Consider the following 19,770-nt stretch of genomic DNA (forward strand, 5'->3'; position numbering starts at 1 on the left):
CTCTCCCGCCCGTCCGGGCGTGTCGACCGGGGCCCCCCGCCCGCTACACCCGCGCCAGGAACCCCGCCAGAGCCGTCCGGACGTCCTGGGGGGCCCACCCCAGGCCCGGCCGCGTCACCGTGACCTCCGTCATCGACAGGCCCGGCGCGACGCCCTCCGCGCCCCAGCGGCCGAACAGGACCGTGCCCTCCTCCTCCGCCAGCCGGGTGCCCGCCTCGATCAGCCGTTCCGGGTCGTACGGGAGCCACACCTGGAACTGGTGCGTGTGCGGCACCCCGGGGTTGACGCGGAACCACGGCACCCCGGCCGCCTCGAAGCCCTCGCGCAGCTCCGCCGCGACCATCCGGGCCTGCTCGACGTACGCCGGGAGCAGGGGCAGCTCCCGTTCCAGCCCGGCCAGGGCCGACAGGGCCTGGGGGAACTGGCGGAAGATCCGGCCCCCGTACCGGTGGCGCCACACCCGGGCCTCCTCCACGAAGCCGCCGGACCCCGCCAGGCAGGCCCCGCTCAGGCCGCCGAGGGACTTGTAGAAGGACACGTAGACGGAGTCGGCCAGCCCGGCGATCTCCTCCAGGGGGCGGCCGAAGTGGACGGTGGACTCCCACAGGCGGGCCCCGTCGAAGTGGACCACCGCGTCCCGTTCCCGGGCGGCGTCCACGAGCCCCGTCAGCTCCTCCCACGAGGGCAGCAGGAAGCCGGCGTCGCGCAGCGGCAGCTCCAGCATCAGGGTGCCGAAGGGCTCGGGGTGGTCGCGGACCTCCTCCGGCGTCGGCTGGCGCGGGTCCTCCACCGGGTGGACGGTGCGCAGCCCCGACACCGTCGACAGCGCGCCGCCCTCCCACCGCTCGGGGTGGCCCAGGGGGTGCATGGCCACCACCGGGTTGCCGGTGCGGCCCGCCCAGCAGCGCAGGGCGATCTGCTGGGCCATCGTGCCCGAGGGGAAGAAGGCCGCGTCCTCGGTGCCGAGCAGGGCGGCGACCCGCCGCTCCAGTTCTCCGACGACCCCGTCGCCGTAGAGGTCGCCGGGGGCGTCCATGTCGTACGGGGCGTCGGCCAGCTGCGCCAGCAGCTCCCCGACGGTCGCCTCCCGGGGGCTGTGGGTCAGCTTGCGGGCGGCTCCCCGCCACGCCGCCACGACCCGCTTCGTCCGCTCCTCGTCATCAGTCATGGTCCCGATGATCGCCGACGTGTACGGCCCGGCCGCGGGATTTTCCGGCCGGGGCCGGGGCGCGGCCGGAGGGGGGCGGGCTGACCGGCGGCACCCGGGTCCGAGGGCCTAGCATGGCGACGTATCGTCCGGTACCCCCCGCGGACTGGAACGGAAGGCATTCCCCGCGTGAACGCACCCCATCAGACGGAGCCCCGGGATCCGTCCGGCCGCCCCGCCCGGCTCTCCGTCGGCGTCGTCGGCGCCGGCCGCGTCGGGCCCGCGCTGGCCCGCGCCCTGCGGCAGGCCGGGCACCGCCCCGTCGCCGTCTCCGGCGTCTCCGACACCTCCCGCCGCCGGGCCGAGCGGATGCTGCCCGACGTCCCGCTGGTCAGCCCCGCGCAGGTGCTGGAGCGGGCCGAGCTGGTGCTGCTGACCGTCCCGGACGACGCCCTGCCCGGGCTCGTCGAGGGGCTGGCCGAGACCGGGGCCGTACGCCCCGGCCAGCTCCTCGTGCACACCTCGGGCCGGTACGGGACCGCCGTGCTGGACCCCGCGCGCCGTGCGGGCGCGCTGCCGCTGGCCCTGCACCCGGCGATGACCTTCACCGGTACCGAGGTGGACGTGCAGCGCCTGGCCGGCTGCTCCTTCGGCGTGACCGCCCCCGAGGAGCTGCGCCTCGCCGCGGAGGCCCTGGTCATCGAGATGGGCGGCGAGCCCGAGTGGATCGCGGAGGAGAGCCGGCCGCTCTACCACGCGGCCCTCGCCCTGGGCGCGAACCACCTGGTCACCCTGGTCGCCCAGGCCATGGAGCTGCTGCGCACCGCCGGTGTCGGGCACCCCGACCGGATGCTCGGCCCCCTCCTCGGCGCCGCCCTGGACAACGCCCTGCGCTCCGGCGACGCCGCCCTCACCGGCCCCGTCGCCCGCGGGGACGCCGGCACGGTCGCCGCGCACGTCTCCGAGCTGCGCAAGCACGCCCCCGCCACCGTCGCCGGGTACCTCGCGATGGCCCGCACCACCGCCGACCGGGCCCTCGCGCACGGCCTGCTCAAGCCCGAGCTCGCCGAGGACCTGCTCGGCGTGCTCGCCGACGACCAGGGCGACGACGGCACCCACGGCAACCCCGACGCCGCCGATCCGAAGGGTGGGGAGCGATGACCGGCCCGCTCCAGCTGCTGAACACCGCCGAAGAGCTCCACAAACTGCCGCGCACCGGCCGCCGTGCCGTCGTGATGACGATGGGCGCCCTGCACGAGGGCCACGCGACCCTCGTGCGCACGGCCCGCGAGCAGGCCGGCCCGGACGGGCAGGTGGTGGTCACCGTCTTCGTCAACCCCCTCCAGTTCGGGGCGAACGAGGACCTCGACCGCTACCCCCGCACCCTCGACGCCGACCTGGCGATCGCCGAGGAGGCGGGCGCCGACGCCGTGTTCGCGCCCTCCGTCGACGAGGTGTACCCGGGCGGCGACCCGCAGGTGCGGATCACCGCCGGGCCGATGGGCGAGCGGCTGGAGGGCGCCACCCGCCCCGGCCACTTCGACGGGATGCTCACCGTCGTCGCCAAGCTGCTCCACCTCACCCGCCCCGACCTGGCCCTCTTCGGCCAGAAGGACGCCCAGCAACTGGCCCTGATCCGGCGCATGGTGACCGACCTCAACTTCCCGGTCGAGGTGGCCGGCGTCCCCACCGTCCGCGAGGACGACGGGCTCGCCCTGTCCTCCCGCAACCGCTACCTCTCCCCGCTCGAACGGCACACCGCCCTCGCCCTCTCCCGCGCCCTGTTCGCCGGCCGCGACCGGCTCGCGGCGCAGGCCGCGCTGCGCGCCCGCGCCGAGGCCGCGCCCGCCAGCGACGAGCGGGCCACGGCCCTGGCCCGGCTCGGCGAGATCCGCGCCTCCGCCGACGCCCACGCGGTGTCGGCGGCCGCCACCGGCGCCGCCGGCCTGCCGGACGCCGTACGGGCCGCGGCGCGGCACGTCCTGGAGGAGGCGGGGCGCCACGAGCCGCCGCTGGTCCTGGACTACCTGGCACTGGTGGACCCGAAGGACTTCACCGACGTCGGACCCGACTTCACCGGGCAGGCCGTACTGGCCGTCGCGGCGAAGGTCGGCACGACCCGGCTGATCGACAACATCCCATTGGAGTTCGGAGCACACGCGTGAGCACCACAGGCAACCCAGGCACCCCGGGCGCCGACGCCGGCACCCGCATACGGCTGCACGCCCCCGCCCCCGGCTGGGCCGTCGAAGCGGACGTCGTGGTGGTCGGATCCGGCGTCGCGGGCCTGACCGCCGCGCTGCGCTGCGCCGCCGCGGGCCGCCGTACGGTCGTGGTCACCAAGGCACGCCTCGACGACGGCTCGACCCGCTGGGCCCAGGGCGGCATCGCGGCCGCGCTCGGCGAGGGCGACACCCCCGAGCAGCACCTGGACGACACCCTGGTCGCCGGTGCGGGCCTGTGCGACGAGAACGCGGTACGGCTGCTGGTCACCGAGGGTCCGGACGCGGTCCGCCGGCTCATCGAGACCGGCGCCGTCTTCGACACCTCCGCCGAGACCGGCGAGATAGAGCTGACCCGCGAGGGCGGCCACCACCGCCGCCGGATCGCGCACGCGGGCGGCGACGCCACCGGCGCCGAGATCTCCCGCGCCCTCGTCGAGGCCGTCCACGCCGCCGGCATAGAGACGGTCGAGAACGCGCTGGTCCTGGACCTGCTCCAGGACGCCGAGGGCCGCACGGCCGGGGTCACCCTGCACGTCATGGGCGAGGGCCAGCACGATGGCGTCGGCGCCGTCCACGCCCCCGCCGTGATCCTCGCGACCGGCGGCATGGGCCAGGTCTTCTCCGCGACGACCAACCCGTCCGTCTCCACCGGCGACGGCGTCGCCCTCGCGCTGCGCGCCGGCGCGGAGGTCTCCGACCTGGAGTTCGTCCAGTTCCACCCGACCGTCCTGTTCCTGGGCCCGGACGCCGAGGGGCAGCAGCCCCTGGTGTCGGAGGCCGTACGGGGCGAGGGCGCCCACCTCGTCGACGCCGACGGGGTCCGCTTCATGCTCGGCCAGCACGAGCTCGCCGAGCTCGCCCCGCGCGACATCGTCGCCAAGGCCATCACGCGCCGCATGCAGGAGCAGGGCACGCTCCACATGTACCTGGACGGCCGGCACTTCGGCGCCGAGATGTGGGAGAACCGCTTCCCCACGATCCTCGCCGCCTGCCGCAGCCACGGCATCGACCCGGTGACCGAGCCCGTCCCGGTCGCGCCGGCCGCGCACTACGCCTCCGGCGGCGTCCGCACCGACCTGCACGGCCGCACCACCGTCCCGGGCCTGTACGCCTGCGGGGAGGTCGCCTGCACCGGCGTGCACGGCGCGAACCGCCTGGCCTCCAACTCCCTCCTGGAGGGCCTGGTCTTCGCCGAGCGGATCGCCGAGGACATCGTCTCCCGCGCCCCCGAGGGCAGCGGCCCGGGCATCCCCGTGCCCGCGACCGGCCCGCTCCAGCCCGCGACGGCCCGTTACGAGATCCAGCGGATCATGACGCGGGGGGCGGGCGTGCTGCGCTCCGCCGAGTCCCTGAGCGCCGCCGCCGAGGCGCTGGAGACCCTGTACACGACGGCCCTGGGCGAGCTGGAGACCCACGGCAAGACCGCCGAACCGGGTGTGGACACCTGGGAGGCGACCAACCTGCTCTGCGTGGCCCGCGTCCTGGTGGCCGCCGCCCAGCGGCGCGCCGAGACCCGCGGCTGCCACTGGCGCGAGGACCACCCCGGCCGGGACGACGAGGCCTGGCGCCGCCACCTGGTGGTGCGGCTCTCGGCGACGGAGCGGCGGGCCCTGGTCGTCACCCCCACCGACTCGGCGGACTTCCCGCCCGTGGACGCGGACGCCTCCTCCGGCGCCCCCCGCCCGTAGACGTTCCCCACACCCCTCAAGCCAGGAGCACTGACCGTGAGCACCCCCGAACTCCCCCTGATCGAGCAGAACGAAGGCGGCTGCGGCGACGACTGCGGCTGCGGCGACGGCGAGGAGAGCGGCCTCGACCCGGCGCTGGCCCAGCTCCTCGTGGACGCGGGCCTCGACCCGATCGAGGTCGAGGACATCGCGCACATGGCGCTGTCCGAGGACCTGGACGGCGGGGTCGACGTCACCACCGTCGCCACCGTCCCCGAAGAGGCCGAGGCCGTCGCCGACTTCGTGGCCCGCGAGGCCGGCGTCGTGGCCGGCCTGCGCATCGCCGAGGCGGTGTTCTCCGTGGTGTGCACGGAGGCCTTCGAGGTCGAGCGGCACGCCGAGGACGGCGACCGCGTGGAGGCCGGGCAGCTGCTGCTGTCGGTCCGCTCCCGCACCCGCGACCTGCTGACGGCCGAGCGCAGCGCCCTGAACATCCTGTGCCGCCTCTCCGGCATCGCCACGGCCACCCGCCGCTGGGCGGACGTCCTGGAGGGCACGAAGGCCAAGGTCCGCGACACCCGCAAGACCACTCCCGGCCTGCGCTCGCTGGAGAAGTACGCGGTCCGCTGCGGCGGCGGCGTCAACCACCGCATGTCCCTGTCGGACGCCGCGCTGGTCAAGGACAACCACGTGGTCGCGGCCGGTGGCGTCGCGCAGGCCTTCAAGGCCGTCCGCGAGGCCTTCCCGGACGTGCCGGTGGAGGTCGAGGTCGACACGATGCACCAGGTCCGCGAGGTCGTGGACGCGGGCGCCGACCTGATCCTGCTGGACAACTTCACCGTCCCGGAGACCGAGGAGGCCGTCACGATCGTGGCCGGCCGCGCCGTCCTGGAGTCCTCGGGCCGCCTCACCCTGGAGACCGCCCGCGCCTACGCCGAGACCGGCGTGGACTACCTGGCGGTGGGGGCGCTCACGCACTCCTCGCCGATCCTGGACATCGGCCTCGACCTGCGCGAGGCGGTGTAGTCCGTGCTGCTCACCATCGACGTGGGCAACACCCACACCGTCATGGGCCTGTTCGACGGCGAGGAGATCGTCGAGCACTGGCGGGTCTCGACCGACCCGCGCCGTACGGCCGACGAGATGGCCGTCCTGCTCCAGGGCCTGATGGGGATGCACCCGATGCTCGGCAGCGAGCTGGGCGACGGGATCCACGGCATCGCGATCTGCTCGACGGTGCCGTCCGTCCTGCACGAGCTGCGCGATGTCACCCGGCGCTACTACGGCGACGTGCCGGCGATCGTGGTGGAGCCCGGCGTGAAGACGGGCGTGCCGATCCTGATGGACAACCCGAAGGAGGTCGGCGCGGACCGCATCGTCAACGCGGCCGCCGCCGTCGAGCTGTACGGGGGTCCGGCGATCGTCGTCGACCTCGGTACGGCGACGACCTTCGACGCGGTCTCCGCGCGCGGCGAGTACGTGGGCGGGGTGATCTCGCCGGGCATCGAGATCTCGATGGAGGCGCTCGGGATGCGCGGCGCCCTGCTGCGCAAGATCGAGCTGGCCCGGCCGCGCAACGTGATCGGCAAGTCGACGGTCGAGGCGATGCAGTCGGGCGTGGTCTACGGGTTCGCGGGCCAGGTCGACGGGATCGTGCACCGCATCGCCCGGGACCTGGTGGGCCCGGACGGCGATCCGGACGACGTCCGCGTCATCGCGACGGGCGGGCTGGCCCCGGTCATCCTCGGGGAGACCACGGTGATCGACGAGCACGAGCCGTGGCTGACCCTGATCGGCCTGCGGCTGGTGTACGAGCGCAACGCGCCCAACTTCGACTGAGCGCACGGCACTTCCTCCGCCCGCCCGCCCCGCCCGGGGCGCGGCGGGCGGCGTGCGCTGCGGATCCGGCCGCCCGACTGGGCTGCCCCGTAAGGCCGTTCCGTACCCACCGTCATCCCGAGTCCTCAGGTTCAAGCTGATCGGTTAGCTTGTCGGCGTCGGACGCACGCGCTCCAGGGCGGCAGGGTCGAGACGGTAGAGGACGGATCGGATGCCCCGTAAATCACCGTACTTGCAGGTGGTCGAATCGCTCCGGGCCCGCATCGAGGCGGGAGAGTGGAAGATCGGGGACCGGCTCCCCTCCCGCGCCCGCTTCGCGGAGGAGTACGAGGTCGGCCAGGGCGTCACCCAGCGGGCGATGGAACAGCTGATCATCGAGGGCTTCCTCGAAGGCCGCGCCGGCTCCGGCACCTACGTGCGCACCCCGCGCCGCCGCATGCGGATGCTGCGCACCCGCCGCCGGGTCCCCGGCTCCGGCAACACCTTCCGCTCCGAGGCCGCCGCGCACGGCATCGCCGCCTCCTGGGACTCCCGGACCCACCCCCAGCTGCCCGCCCCCGAGCGGATCGCCGCCCGCCTGGCCATCGAGCCGGGCGCCCCGTGCGTGATGACCCGCTACGAGTTCATGGCCGACGGCAGCCCCGCCGAGCTCTCCGAGTCCTGGGAGCCCCTCGCCATCACCTCCGGGACCCCGATCGTCCTCCCCGAGGCCGGCGAGATGCGCGGCGCCGGGGTCGTGGCGCGGATGCGCTCCATCGGCATCACCGTCACCTCCGTGGTGGAGGTCCCGCGCCCCTCCCGCGCCACCCAGGACCAGGCCAACCTGCTGGGGATCAGCCTCGGCGCGATGATCACCCGGATCGAGCGGACCTACCTCGATTCCGGCGGCCGTCCCGTCGAGACGGCGGACCTGGTGATCCCCGACTCCCGCTACGAGATCGCGTACGCCTTCCCGGTCGAATGAGCCGTGTGACGGGCGCATGACGGCGAAGTGATATTTTTCGGCGGCGTTTTTTTACGGGAAGTGGCCGGAGTGTGACTCTCGCGGAGGTAGCGTCCCGCTGGAGAGGCAACGTGGCCTCGTCCACGACGGAGGAGACACCATGACGAACGCCCCGACCGACTGGCGCAAATCGTCGTACTGCGGTGAAGGAGAGGCCTGTGTCTACGTGGCCGCCGCCCCCGGCACCCTCGTACGGGTGGCGGACCGGGCCGACCCCGCGCACTTCGTGATGGCCACGACCCACGCCGCCTGGGCCGACTTCGTCGAGGCAGTGAAGCAGACCGGCTGATTCCGGCGGTGCGCGGCACGCGGGTGCGCCGCGCCGCAGGTCCCCGTCATCAGGGGATTTTGTCCGATTAGCGCGTATCTTCGGCCCATGCCCACGCCCTACGGATCCCGCGGCGGCATGGCCTTCAGCGCCGCCGAGCTGCACGTGCTCAGGCGTAGCCTCGCCCACGCCCTCCAGTCCTCCACGGCCCCCCTGACGACCGCCGAGGTCCAGGACTGCCTGCGCCTCGCGGCGTCGGTGGACGAAGCGGTCCGGGAGGCGGGCCGGCTCAGAACCTTCCTGCTCGACGACCTCGCCCGCTACCGCGGCGCCCTGCCCGGGAGCCTCTCCGGCTACCTGGAGCTGCTCCAGGACGCCCTCGCCGCCGGCTACGAGCCCGCCCCCGACGACCTCTGCGCCCTGCGCGCGCTGCGGGCCAACCCGGTCGCCGCGGCCCTCCTGGAGCGGGCCCAGGCGGTCGCGGAGCGCTCCGTGCGCCGCCGGCTCGCGGCCGCCGCCCCCGCACCGCGCACCCGCCTGCTGGCCCTGCCCGGCGGACGCGGGGAACCGCGCGCGGCGGCCCCCGGCCCCGAGGCCCCGCGCCCGCAGACCCCGGGCCCCGAGCGGCCCCGCCCCGAGCCCGCCCCGAAGGAGCCCCCGCGCCCCGGACGGCCCGTCCCCACCCCGGGTGAGGTCTTCCCGCCGCGCCGCAAGCCCGCCCCGCCCCCGGCGGCGGGCCTGGAGGCGGTGTAGCTACGCTGGGGGGCATGGACTACGTTTCCGCGCTCGTGCCCCCCATCGTGATGGCCACGTTCTTCATCTTCCTCGTGAGGACGATCGTGAAGAGCCAGGGCGGCGCCAACAAGGCCAAGGAAGACGCGGCCGTCGACGCCGTGCTCGCCCGCGCGGAAGCCGCGACGCAGCAGAAGTAGCGCCGCCGCCCGGGTATTGGCCGCGCGTTGTCCGACGAATAGTCGGGCAATTCAGCCCATTCCGCACTATCGTGCTGCTGTGCCTCGCCCCTTGGGAGAACTCGAAGACGCAGTCATGACGCGGGTGTGGCAGTGGAACCGCCCGGTCACCGTTCGGGAAGTCCTGGAAGACCTCCAGCAGGAACGGTCCATCGCGTACACCACGGTCATGACCGTTATGGACAATCTCCATCAGAAGGGCTGGGTCCGCCGGGAAGCGGAAGGCCGCGCCTATCGATATACGGCGGTCTCCACCCGCGCCGCCTACTCGGCCGCACTGATGAACGAAGCCTGGTCGACCAGTGACAACCCCGCGGCCGCGCTCGTCGCCTTCTTCGGCATGATGTCCCCGGAACAGCGAGAGGCCCTCCGCGACGCCGTGCGCATCGTCCAGCACGACGAGCCCGAGCCCCAGAGCGGAACGGACGCCACCGCCGTCGGCCCGGGCGCCTCCCGGGCCCCCCAAGCGGAAGAGGGGGACTCCGGCGCGCGCCGGAGCGAGCCGGGGCGATAGCGTCCGGCCTATGGGAGACCTTTCCGCCTCAGACGCGAAAACAGTGACCATCCGCCGCGCGCGCACCGGAGATGTTCCGGCGCTGCGCCGCCTGCTGGACCAGTACGTGCAGCAGCGGATCCTCCTCGACAAAGCCCCGGTCGCCCTTTACGAGGGCATCCAGGAGTTCTGGGTCGCGGAACGCGACTCCGACGGCCAGGTGGTGGGCTGCGGAGCTCTCCACGTCATGTGGGAAGACCTCGCCGAAGTACGCACCCTCGCGGTGGACCGCGACCTGAAGGGCGCCGGAGTCGGCCACCTCGTGCTCGCCAAGTTGTTGGAGACCGCCCGCCGGGTCGGGGTGAGCCGGGTATTCTGCCTGACCTTCGAAGTCGACTTCTTCGCGAAGCACGGCTTCGTCGAGATCGGTGAGACCCCGGTGGAGACCGATGTCTACATGGAGCTCCTGCGTTCCTATGACGAGGGAGTCGCCGAGTTCCTCGGTCTCGAACGAGTGAAGCCGAACACCTTGGGCAACAGCCGGATGCTGCTGCACCTCTGATCGACGCGAGGGCTATTCCAGGCCGCAGCTGCCGGTGGCCTATGTCCGAATCGCGTACGTTTCCCGCCTTGTTGAGCTCCTGAACCTCTCCCCGGGGGTTTGTGTTTTCCAGGCAAAAGCGGTTTCCTTTCCGCGTACTGCATTTTCGATGAAAGGAAATCCGGTGGCACAGAAGGTTCAGGTCCTTCTTGTCGACGACCTCGACGGTGGCGAGGCGGACGAGACCGTGACGTTCGCTCTGGATGGCAAGACCTACGAGATCGACCTCACCACCGCCAACGCTGAAAAGCTCCGCGGGCTGCTCGACCCGTACACCAAGGGCGGCCGCCGCACCGGCGGGCGCGCCTCCGCCGGGCGCGCCAAGGGCCGGGCCGCGACCTCGGCCGGCAGCCCCGACACCGCCGAGATCCGCGCCTGGGCCAAGGCCCAGGGGCTCAGCGTCAACGACCGAGGCCGCGTCCCGGCCGAGATCCGCGAGGCCTACGAGAACGCCAAGGGCTGATCCGTACGCCGCCACAGGCGGGCGCGGTGGCATTCCGTCGCCGCCGCGGCCACCAGGCGTACGAGATCGGGCCCGCGGCCCCGCTCCGGACCGGGCAGGGCCGGCAGAGAGGCCTCGCACCCCGGCTCGGGGGGCCGCAGCCAGACGGCGGCCCCCTGAGGGTTTCCACCCGGCCCGCGCCCGGGCGGCACGGGGGCGGTGATCCCGCCCCCCGCACCCAGGGCGGCGAGCTCCAGCTCCACACCGCCCCACTCCAGCCAGTCGAGCAGCCCGTCCAGCTCCTCGGCGGCCCCCGGGGCGACCAGGAAGCGCATCCTGCGCCCCGCGAGCGCCACCGGACCGGTGGCGAGGCCGGGACGGCGCAGCAGCCCGGCCCCGGCGTCCGCCGGCAGCTCCAGCACGTCGAACCGGATCCCGGTGACCAGCCGCACGGGCGGCCCGGCCGCCACGGTCCATCCGAGCACCCGCTCGTACCAGGTACGGACGTCCGGCCCGGACGGAACACGGAGCGGGGGAACGGCGTTCACGACGTTGACGACGGCCATGAACGGATGAACTCCGAGGGCCGCCGCCGGGTTACGCAGTGCACTCGGTTCAATGCGGAACGTAAACATCCGCGGAGCGGAGTCCCACATTCGGGACACAAGCGTGTTCGCCCGTAGCGGAGGGAACCGTGCTGACCGGCATGGAGTGTCAGTCCTTACGGGTAAGACATTCCTAGTGGATCGGGGCGACACGCTGATTTGAGCGGCTTCCGTTCGCCATCGGCGTACTCGTGTGACGGGTATCTGCCTGGCCTGCGGGAACATCGTCTCGCACCATCGGGTTGGAGCAGTAGTCGGCTCTTACAGCCGGTTTTCCTCACCGACGTGGGGGTGAGCCGTGGACGGATGTCGGCAGTTGGAATGAGCTGTCCCGTCCCGCGGGACTAGCATGCGGAAGGACAGGGCGGGGACCGACCCCGAACTGCCCGACCGCTCTGAGGAGCGATAAACGATGTTCGAGAGGTTCACCGACCGCGCGCGGCGGGTTGTCGTCCTGGCTCAGGAAGAAGCCCGGATGCTCAACCACAACTACATCGGCACCGAGCACATCCTCCTGGGCTTGATCCACGAGGGTGAGGGTGTCGCCGCTAAGGCCCTGGAGAGCCTCGGGATTTCGCTCGAGGCTGTTCGCCAGCAGGTTGAGGAGATCATCGGTCAGGGCCAGCAGGCCCCGTCCGGCCACATCCCCTTCACGCCGCGGGCGAAGAAGGTCCTGGAGCTTTCGCTCCGAGAGGCCCTCCAGCTCGGCCACAACTACATCGGCACCGAGCACATCCTGCTCGGCCTGATCCGCGAGGGCGAGGGCGTCGCCGCCCAGGTCCTCGTGAAGCTGGGCGCCGATCTGAACAGGGTCCGGCAGCAGGTCATCCAGCTGCTCTCCGGCTACACCGGGGGCGGCAAGGAGTCGGCCACCGCAGGCGGCCCGGCCGAGGGCACCCCCTCGACCTCGCTGGTCCTCGACCAGTTCGGCCGCAACCTCACCCAGGCTGCCCGCGAATCCAAGCTCGACCCGGTCATCGGGCGCGAGAAGGAGATCGAGCGGGTCATGCAGGTGCTGTCCCGCCGGACCAAGAACAACCCGGTCCTCATCGGCGAGCCCGGCGTCGGCAAGACCGCCGTCGTCGAGGGGCTGGCCCAGGCCATCGTCAAGGGCGAGGTGCCCGAGACCCTCAAGGACAAGCACCTGTACACCCTGGACCTGGGTGCACTGGTCGCCGGTTCCCGCTACCGCGGTGACTTCGAGGAGCGCCTGAAGAAGGTCCTCAAGGAGATCCGCACCCGCGGCGACATCATCCTGTTCATCGACGAGCTCCACACGCTGGTCGGTGCGGGTGCCGCCGAGGGCGCGATCGACGCGGCTTCGATCCTGAAGCCCATGCTGGCCCGTGGTGAGCTCCAGACCATCGGCGCCACGACGCTCGACGAGTACCGCAAGCACCTGGAGAAGGACGCCGCGCTGGAGCGCCGCTTCCAGCCCATCCAGGTCGCCGAGCCGTCGCTCCCGCACACGATCGAGATCCTCAAGGGTCTCCGTGACCGGTACGAGGCCCACCACCGCGTCTCGATCACGGACGAGGCCCTCGTGCAGGCGGCCACCCTGGCCGACCGGTACATCTCGGACCGCTTCCTGCCGGACAAGGCGATCGACCTGATCGACGAGGCCGGCTCCCGGATGCGCATCCGCCGGATGACCGCGCCGCCGGACCTCCGCGAGTTCGACGAGAAGATCGCGGCCGTGCGCCGGGACAAGGAGTCGGCCATCGACTCCCAGGACTTCGAGAAGGCGGCTTCGCTCCGTGATTCGGAGAAGCAGCTGCTCGCCGCGAAGTCCAAGCGCGAGAAGGAATGGAAGGCCGGCGACATGGACGTCGTCGCCGAGGTCGACGGCGAGCTCATCGCCGAGGTCCTGGCGACCGCGACCGGCATTCCCGTCTTCAAGCTGACCGAGGAGGAGTCGAGCCGACTGCTCCGCATGGAGGACGAGCTCCACAAGCGCGTCATCGGTCAGAAGGACGCCATCAAGGCCCTTTCGCAGGCGATCCGCCGTACGCGGGCCGGCCTGAAGGACCCGAAGCGCCCCGGTGGCTCGTTCATCTTCGCCGGTCCGTCCGGTGTCGGTAAGACCGAGCTGTCCAAGACGCTCGCCGAATTCCTCTTCGGCGACGAGGACGCGCTGATCTCCCTCGACATGTCGGAGTTCAGCGAGAAGCACACGGTTTCGCGTCTCTTCGGTTCGCCCCCCGGCTACGTGGGCTACGAAGAGGGCGGCCAGCTGACCGAGAAGGTCCGCCGGAAGCCGTTCTCCGTCGTCCTCTTCGACGAGGTCGAGAAGGCGCACCCGGATATCTTCAATTCGCTGCTCCAGATCCTGGAGGACGGTCGCCTGACCGACTCCCAGGGCCGGGTCGTCGACTTCAAGAACACGGTCATCATCATGACGACCAACCTGGGTACGCGGGACATCTCCAAGGGCTTCAACCTGGGCTTCGCGGCGCAGGGTGACGTCAAGACCGGTTACGACCGGATGAAGGCGAAGGTCAACGAAGAGCTCAAGCAGCACTTCCGGCCCGAGTTCCTCAACCGTGTCGACGACACGGTCGTCTTCCACCAGCTCAGCCAGGAAGACATCATCCAGATCGTCGACCTGATGATCGCCAAGGTGGACGAGCGCCTCAAGGACCGCGACATGGGCATCGAGCTCAGCGGTGACGCGAAGCTGCTCCTGGCCAAGCGCGGCTACGACCCGATCATGGGCGCCCGCCCGCTGCGCCGGACCATCCAGCGCGAGATCGAGGACCTGCTGTCGGAGAAGATCCTCTTCGGCGAGCTGCGTCCCGGTCACATCGTGGTGGTCGGTGTCGAGGGTGAGGGTGACGAAGCCAAGTTCACCTTCCGCGGCGAGGAGAAGTCGGCCCTGCCCGACCTCCCCCCGATCGAGGCCACGGGCTCGGGCCCGGACCTGTCGAAGGGCGCGTAAGCGGTAGCACGCGCGTAAGCGGTAGAGGGGCGGCCCCGGGACTCCAGAAGTCCCGGGGCCGCCCCTTTTCACGCCTCCCCGGGCGTGGGGCGGTGACAAGCCGCACAGAACAAAACGGACCTACTAGGTCGTGCCGTAGGGGTGGGCGTCCCTTTTGTCCACCCGTTGGGGCTGGGTGGGGGCGTCAACGGGGGGACGGGAAGGCGGGGCGGCTACGAGGGGGCGTAGTAAATCGGGCGTTTGGGGAAGGGTGGGGGCGCGGGTTACCAAGGTGGGGCAAGCCCGGCAGTCGCGGCACAGGCCGCAGTGCCGGGATCTTTCTTGCCCGATTCCTGTCCCCGGCCCCGGAGGTCCCCGCATGTCCGCGAAGCGCGTCAGCACCCGTCGTACCCGTACCGCCCTCGCCGCCACCGCCCTCGGTGCGGCGCTGGCCCTCGGGGCCGGGACGACCGCCGCCTTCGCCGACGAGGCCCCCTCCGCCGTGTCCGCCACCGCCGAGCTGACCGCCGTCCAGGCGCAGGCCCAGGCCCAGGCTCAGGCCGCCCAGGCCGCCGCCGCGAAGGGCGGGCTGTGGGACAAGCCCGTCGAGGGCTACACGCTCTCCGCGACCTTCGGCAAGGGCGGCAGCATGTGGGCCCACAAGCACTCCGGCCAGGACTTCGCCGTCCCCGTCGGCACCCCCGTCCACGCCGCCTCCGCCGGCACCGTCGTCAAGGCCGGCCCCAACGGCGGCGGCGACGGCCCGGCCTACGGCAACGCCATCGTGATCAAGCACGCGGACAACACGTACTCCCAGTACGCGCACCTGTCGCAGATCCTGGTCAAGGTCGGCCAGAAGGTCGCCCTCGACCAGAAGATCGCCCTGTCCGGCAACACCGGCAACTCCAGCGGTCCGCACCTGCACTTCGAGATCCGCACGACCCCGAACTACGGCTCCGCGATCAACCCCGTGGCCTTCCTGCGGAACGTCGGCGTCACCGTCTGATCCCCGTCTGATCCCCGCCGGCTCAGACGAGCCAGGCGTGGACCGGCTTGAGCTTGCCGGGCTTGTTGTTCTTCAGGGCCGTGATCTGCTCCTGGTTGATGGCCTGGTCGAAGATCCGGATGTGGTCGAGTGCCCCCTCCCACGAGGCGCTCCAGATCCCGTGGTGGCGGGCCCGGCCGAGCTGGACCGGGCCGGGGCCCGGCCAGATGCCGGCGATCTGCGCCTGGCCGGCCAGCTTGTCGTCCACCCAGAGGGCGATGGTCTTCTTCTCCGCGTCGTAGGTGCCGGTGAGCAGCGCCCACTTCTTCACGGTGTCCACGTTGTCCACGACGATCTGCTGGGCCGTCGCCGCCTGGCCCTTGTCACCGGTCTGCACCCGGAACACCCAGGCCTTCTTGCCGTTCACGACCTCGAAGCCCAGCTCGAAGGAGTACGAGTCCCCGTCGCCCTGGCTGACCGCCATGTGCGAGCCGCCCTCGGTCGTGTTGTAGGCGCGGGTGGAGACGCTGAAGCTCCGCGTGACGTCCACGGCCGCCTCGGCGCCCTGGGCGTAGGAGTCCGGCGCGCCCTTGAAGCGGACCTCGGTGCGCATGGACAGCTCGCCCAGCGAGGCGCCCGGGCCCAGGGCGATGCCCGTCTTGCCGTTGTAGTCGCGCAGGACGTTCGGCTCGCCGGGGAGGGTCGGGTAGTCGTCGTCGGGGTTCCTGGACGGGGACTTCGCCCCGCCCGAGGGGGTGGGGGAGCCCGAGGAGGAGGCCGTCGGCTTGCCGTCCGGCTGGTCGCCGCCGCTCATGAGGAAATACGTCGTGCCACCCGCCACCAGGAGCACGGCGAGCACCCCGCCGGCGATGGTGAGCATCCGGCGCTTCTTGCGCTGCGACTCGGAGGCGTCGGCCATCGCCTGCCAGTCCGGGGTGGGGCCGGGGGTGAAGGTCTCCGGTATCGGGGGCGGGAACGATTCAGCCGCCGTGGGCGGCGGCCCGAAGCCCTGTCCGGGCTGCCCCGTCGCGGGCTCCGGCTGGTAGGGGTTGGACGGCCCGGGCTGGGGGTAGCCGTACCCGCCGGAGGCGGGGCCGGGCTGGGGGCTGTCAGGGCGATCCGTACCGTCAGTCATGGCACGGATGCTAGAACATCACCGTGAAGCAGGAAGCCCCCGGACCGATACCTCCCGGGGGTCAGCCCGGGAGCTGGACGATCGGGAAGCTGCCCGTCGTCGTCGGGGCGTGCTCCGGGAGCCACAGGACGGCCACCGCGCCCGCCGCCGCGCCCTCGTTCTCCGCGCCGCCCGGGGCTGCCACGTTGCGGAAGGTGAGGCGGGCGCCCAGGACGCGGGCCTGGCCCTCCGCGATGGTCAGCCCGAGCCCGTGCCCGACGCCCGCCCGGTCCGTGGAGCCCGTACGGAAGCGGCTCGGGCCCTCCCGCAGCAGGGCCTCGGGGAAGCCCGGCCCGTGGTCCCGTACGCGTACGACCCGGCCCTCGACGTCGACCTGGATCGGGGCCTGCCCGTACCGGGCGGCGTTGGCGAGCAGGTTGCCGAGGATCCGCTCCAGCCGGCGCGGGTCGGTGCTGACGATCTCGTCCGCGACGACCCGTACCGAGGCCTCCGGCATCAGCGCCGTGACCCGGCGGCTCACGAACTCGCCCAGCGCCACGTCCTGGAGCTCGGCCCGCTCGGACGCGCCGTCCAGGCGGGCCACCTCCAGGACGTCCTCGACCAGCGCCCGCATCGCCTGCGCGCGGTCGCGCACGAGCTCGGTGGGCCGGCCCGGGGGCAGCAGCTCGGCGGCCGTGAGCAGGCCCGTCACGGGGGTGCGCAGCTCGTGCGCGATGTCGGCGGTGACCCGCCGCTCGGCCTCCAGCCGCTGCTGGAGGGCGTCGGCCATGGCGTCCACCGCCCGGGCGAGGTCGTCCGTCTCGTCGCGTACGACGCCGCCGACCGCGTCCCGTACGCGGACCTCGGGGTCCCCGTGCGCGACCCGCTGGGCGGCGGCCGCGGCCTTGCGCAGGCGGCTGGAGATCTGCCCGCCGATGAGCACGCCGAGGGCCGAGCCGCCGATCACGACGGCGAGGGAGCCGATGACCAGGGCCCGGTCCAGGTCGCGCACCATGTTGGCGCTCTCGCGGAACTGGTGGTGCATGGACAGCACCTGTCCGTTGCCGAGCGGTACGGCCGCCCACACCTCCGGGGCCCGCTTGGGGCTCTCCTGGATGTAGGTGCCGCGCCGCCCCGAGCGGGCCTTCTCGCGCAGTTCGGCGGGGAGCTCGGGGTCGTTGACCTTGGCGCCCCAGATGGGCTTGCGGCCGGCGTCGGGGGTGCGGGCGATGTACTGGACCCGCTCCAGTTCCGAGTCGCGGGCGCTCTCCAGCATCGACACGCGGGCGGCGCTGTGCACCACCAGGCTCAGGGCGAGCGCGGTGAGGGCGCCGACGGCGGCGATGGCGAGCGTGATCTTCCAGCGGATCCCCGTGCGCAGGGTGAAACGCCTCATGCTGTGGTTCTCATGCCTTGAGCTTGTATCCGAAGCCGCGGACCGTCTCGATCCGGTCCTGGCCGATCTTGGTGCGCAGCCGCTGGACGTGGACGTCCACGACGCGGGTGTCGCCGCCCCAGTCGTAGTCCCACACCCGCTCCAGGAGCCGGTCGCGGGACAGGACGGTGCCGGGCGCGGAGGAGAACTCCAGCAGCAGCCGCATCTCGGTGGGGGTCAGGGCGACAGGGTTGCCGGCGCGGCGGACCTCCATGCCCTCGGTGTCGACCTCCAGGTCGCCGAAGGACAGCACCCCGCGCTCGTCGGAGTCGTCCGCGTCGGCGGAGCCGTGGGCGCCGTTCTGCGTGCCGCCCGCGTGTCCGAAGCGGCGGAGCACCGCGCGGATCCGGGCGACGAGGACGGAGCCGTCGAAGGGCTTGGTGACGTAGTCGTCCGCGCCCGCCTCCAGGCCGAGGACCACGTCGATGGAGTCGGCCCGCGCCGAGAGCATGATGACGGGGACGGTGGACTCGTCGCGGATGCGCCGGCACAGGCTCACCCCGTCCATGCCGGGGACCATCACGTCCAGCAGCGCGATGTCCGGCCGGTTCGCACGGAAGGACTCCAGTCCGGACAGGCCGTCGGGCATGGCGGTGACCACGAACCCGTCGCGCTCCAGCGCCAGGGTCGTGGCCTCGCGGATGACGTCGTCGTCCTCCACGAACAGCACGTGGGTCTCGGCCATGCCCAGCCTCACTCCGGTCGCTCGCGTCTGCTTGTTCGGTCAGTTCTTCTGGCTGACGGCCGGGGCCGGCTGGGCCCCGCCGTCGCCGACGTTGCTGTACTCCGAGTGGACCCGGTCCTGCTCGGCGAACTTCTCGCCGTTCCAGCGGTACGTGATCACGTCCTCGCCGGAGGGGTAGGAGACGGCGTCGCTCTTGCCGTAGACCGGCTTGCTGACCACCAGGTCGCCCCGGTCGATCTCGGCGTAGACGGGGGGCTGCTCGTCGGCGAAGACATTCTCGTACTTCCCGCCGTCCGACCGGTACACGTACGAGCCGCGGCCCAGGGCGTCGGCGCAGGACAGGACGTTGACGACGATGTCGACGACGGAGCTCCCGGTGATCTTCCCGTAGCTGACGTCGACGGGGTACTCCTTGCCCGTGCAGGGCTTGAGGTCCCTCTTGATCTCGGCGCTGACCTTGGGGTCCGCCTTGAGGAGGGCCACCGGGTCGACCTTCTTGAGGGGGTTCGCCGTGCCGGCGGCGGGGGAGTGGCCCGGGGCCACCGGGCCGCTGGGGGCGGTGGTCGGCTGGGTGTTGCGGGCCACCGAGTCGGTGCGGGCGGGGCCGCCGTCGCGCAGGCCGGTGCCGCCGGTGGAACAGCCGGCCGCGAACAGCACTGTGCCGACGAGGACGACCGTCCCCGCCGACGTCAGTACCAGCGAGCTTCTGCCGCTCAGGCTTTGGCCGTTCAGGCCGCGCACCGCTCCCGCCCCTCGTCACGCGTGGTGTGGTCACCGCGTTCGAGCGCACGCATGTCCAGGTCCCGGCTCTCCAGCTCCTGGCGGAGCCGGGCCAGTGCGCGGTGCAGTGTGCTCTTCACGGTTCCCGCCGACATTCCGAGCGCCGCGGCCGTCTCCTCGGTGCTCATCTGCTCCCAGTGTCGCAGCACCACGACACTGCGCTGCTTGGGCGCGAGCACCTTGAGGATGTCCATGAGCAGGGCGCGGTCGGCGCGCTGGTCGGAGCCGTCCTCGACGGAGGCGTCCGGGAGCTGCTCGGTGGGGACCTCGTCGAGCTTGCGGGCCCGCCACCACTCGGTCCGCGTGTTGATCATGACGCGGCGCAGGTAGGCGTCCGCCAGGGACTTGTCGGCGATGCCGTCCCAGCGGCCGTAGGTGCGGACGAGGGCGGTCTGGAGGAGGTCCTGCGCGTCCGTCGGGTCCGGGACCAGGCGCCGGGCGCTGCGCAGCAGGGCGTCCTGCCGGGTGCGTACGTACTCCTCGAACTCGAGTACATCTCCGTGCGCCATCTAGACCGCCTCCGCTGCCGTCCCCGTCACCCGCTGCGTCACCCGCTGCCTTACGGATCCGAAGGTACGGACGGGTTGTCACGG

At 72.3% G+C, this 19,770-nt stretch carries 21 protein-coding genes; 14 read left to right on the forward strand and 7 right to left on the reverse strand.

Annotated elements, in window-relative coordinates; all coding sequences use genetic code 11:
• Positions 1–43 precede the first annotated feature (43 nt).
• A complete protein-coding gene (locus ABT403_RS17755) occupies positions 44–1,168 on the reverse strand; it encodes a threonine aldolase family protein (RefSeq protein ID WP_344169766.1) in 1,125 nt (374 codons plus the stop codon).
• A 168-nt stretch (positions 1,169–1,336) separates the two neighbouring features.
• Between ABT403_RS17755 and ABT403_RS17760 the strand changes: the two genes are divergently transcribed.
• The 12 genes from ABT403_RS17760 (at position 1,337) to ABT403_RS17815 (ending at position 10,677) form a co-directional block, all read left to right on the forward strand.
• A complete protein-coding gene (locus ABT403_RS17760) occupies positions 1,337–2,308 on the forward strand; it encodes a Rossmann-like and DUF2520 domain-containing protein (RefSeq protein ID WP_344169769.1) in 972 nt (323 codons plus the stop codon).
• Positions 2,305–3,312 carry a pantoate--beta-alanine ligase gene (gene panC / locus ABT403_RS17765; RefSeq protein ID WP_344169772.1) on the forward strand — a complete coding sequence of 336 codons (1,008 nt, stop codon included), beginning with the start codon at positions 2,305–2,307 and terminating at the stop codon, positions 3,310–3,312. Before ABT403_RS17760 ends, panC begins: the two co-directional genes overlap by 4 nt.
• Positions 3,309–5,060, forward strand: coding sequence for an L-aspartate oxidase (locus ABT403_RS17770; RefSeq protein ID WP_344169775.1), 1,752 nt, complete (start codon positions 3,309–3,311; stop codon positions 5,058–5,060). Before panC ends, ABT403_RS17770 begins: the two co-directional genes overlap by 4 nt.
• 36 nt (positions 5,061–5,096) lie before the next feature.
• A complete protein-coding gene (gene nadC / locus ABT403_RS17775; protein WP_344169778.1) occupies positions 5,097–6,065 on the forward strand; it encodes a carboxylating nicotinate-nucleotide diphosphorylase in 969 nt (322 codons plus the stop codon).
• Between the two features lie 3 nt (positions 6,066–6,068).
• Positions 6,069–6,878, forward strand: a complete 810-nt coding sequence (locus ABT403_RS17780) for a type III pantothenate kinase (protein ID WP_344169780.1) — start codon at positions 6,069–6,071, stop codon at positions 6,876–6,878.
• A gap of 211 nt (positions 6,879–7,089) precedes the next feature.
• Positions 7,090–7,842, forward strand: coding sequence for a GntR family transcriptional regulator (locus ABT403_RS17785; RefSeq protein WP_344169783.1), 753 nt, complete (start codon positions 7,090–7,092; stop codon positions 7,840–7,842).
• 139 nt (positions 7,843–7,981) lie between these two features.
• Positions 7,982–8,170 carry a DUF397 domain-containing protein gene (locus tag ABT403_RS17790; protein ID WP_344169786.1) on the forward strand — a complete coding sequence of 63 codons (189 nt, stop codon included), beginning with the start codon at positions 7,982–7,984 and terminating at the stop codon, positions 8,168–8,170.
• Positions 8,171–8,257: 87 nt separating this feature from the next.
• On the forward strand, positions 8,258–8,902 hold the full coding sequence (locus ABT403_RS17795) for a hypothetical protein (RefSeq protein WP_344169789.1): 645 nt from the start codon (positions 8,258–8,260) through the stop codon (positions 8,900–8,902).
• Between the two features lie 14 nt (positions 8,903–8,916).
• Positions 8,917–9,081, forward strand: coding sequence for a hypothetical protein (locus ABT403_RS17800; RefSeq protein WP_344169792.1), 165 nt, complete (start codon positions 8,917–8,919; stop codon positions 9,079–9,081).
• A 79-nt stretch (positions 9,082–9,160) separates the two neighbouring features.
• Positions 9,161–9,634: a BlaI/MecI/CopY family transcriptional regulator gene (locus tag ABT403_RS17805; protein ID WP_344169795.1), complete on the forward strand. Its 474-nt coding sequence runs from the start codon at positions 9,161–9,163 to the stop codon at positions 9,632–9,634.
• A gap of 10 nt (positions 9,635–9,644) precedes the next feature.
• Positions 9,645–10,175: an amino-acid N-acetyltransferase gene (locus ABT403_RS17810; RefSeq protein ID WP_344169798.1), complete on the forward strand. Its 531-nt coding sequence runs from the start codon at positions 9,645–9,647 to the stop codon at positions 10,173–10,175.
• 163 nt (positions 10,176–10,338) lie between these two features.
• Complete coding sequence (locus ABT403_RS17815) at positions 10,339–10,677, forward strand: histone-like nucleoid-structuring protein Lsr2 (protein WP_344169801.1); 339 nt, start codon at positions 10,339–10,341, stop codon at positions 10,675–10,677.
• Here the strand turns inward: ABT403_RS17815 and ABT403_RS17820 are convergent.
• Positions 10,656–11,222, reverse strand: coding sequence for an SCO3374 family protein (locus ABT403_RS17820; protein WP_344169804.1), 567 nt, complete (start codon positions 11,220–11,222; stop codon positions 10,656–10,658). The genes ABT403_RS17815 and ABT403_RS17820 overlap by 22 nt on opposite strands.
• A gap of 451 nt (positions 11,223–11,673) precedes the next feature.
• On the opposite strand from ABT403_RS17820, the gene ABT403_RS17825 reads away from it, so the two are divergent.
• Together ABT403_RS17825 and ABT403_RS17830 are read left to right on the forward strand one after the other, a co-directional pair.
• The gene (locus ABT403_RS17825; RefSeq protein WP_045949250.1) at positions 11,674–14,199 is read left to right on the forward strand and encodes an ATP-dependent Clp protease ATP-binding subunit; all 2,526 of its coding nucleotides are present in this window, start codon (positions 11,674–11,676) and stop codon (positions 14,197–14,199) included.
• Positions 14,200–14,557: 358 nt separating this feature from the next.
• A complete protein-coding gene (locus tag ABT403_RS17830; protein WP_344169813.1) occupies positions 14,558–15,184 on the forward strand; it encodes a M23 family metallopeptidase in 627 nt (208 codons plus the stop codon).
• Between the two features lie 22 nt (positions 15,185–15,206).
• Here ABT403_RS17830 and ABT403_RS17835 read toward each other — a convergent pair whose 3' ends face one another.
• The 5 genes from ABT403_RS17835 to ABT403_RS17855 form a co-directional block, all read right to left on the reverse strand.
• The gene (locus ABT403_RS17835; protein ID WP_344169816.1) at positions 15,207–16,298 is read right to left on the reverse strand and encodes a LamG-like jellyroll fold domain-containing protein; all 1,092 of its coding nucleotides are present in this window, start codon (positions 16,296–16,298) and stop codon (positions 15,207–15,209) included.
• Between the two features lie 61 nt (positions 16,299–16,359).
• Complete coding sequence (gene cseC, locus ABT403_RS17840) at positions 16,360–17,673, reverse strand: two-component system sensor histidine kinase CseC (RefSeq protein ID WP_344169819.1); 1,314 nt, start codon at positions 17,671–17,673, stop codon at positions 16,360–16,362.
• Between the two features lie 10 nt (positions 17,674–17,683).
• Complete coding sequence (cseB, locus tag ABT403_RS17845; protein WP_344169822.1) at positions 17,684–18,397, reverse strand: two-component system response regulator CseB; 714 nt, start codon at positions 18,395–18,397, stop codon at positions 17,684–17,686.
• A 39-nt stretch (positions 18,398–18,436) separates the two neighbouring features.
• A complete protein-coding gene (locus tag ABT403_RS17850) occupies positions 18,437–19,138 on the reverse strand; it encodes a hypothetical protein (protein WP_425580344.1) in 702 nt (233 codons plus the stop codon).
• Positions 19,126–19,686, reverse strand: coding sequence for a SigE family RNA polymerase sigma factor (locus ABT403_RS17855; RefSeq protein WP_344169826.1), 561 nt, complete (start codon positions 19,684–19,686; stop codon positions 19,126–19,128). The genes ABT403_RS17850 and ABT403_RS17855 overlap by 13 nt, the downstream gene beginning before the upstream one ends.
• Between the last annotated feature and the right edge of the window lie 84 nt (positions 19,687–19,770).

It is taken from the genome of Streptomyces sp. NPDC000075, from assembly GCF_040301925.1.
Classification (GTDB): Bacteria; Actinomycetota; Actinomycetes; order Streptomycetales; family Streptomycetaceae; genus Streptomyces; species Streptomyces polychromogenes.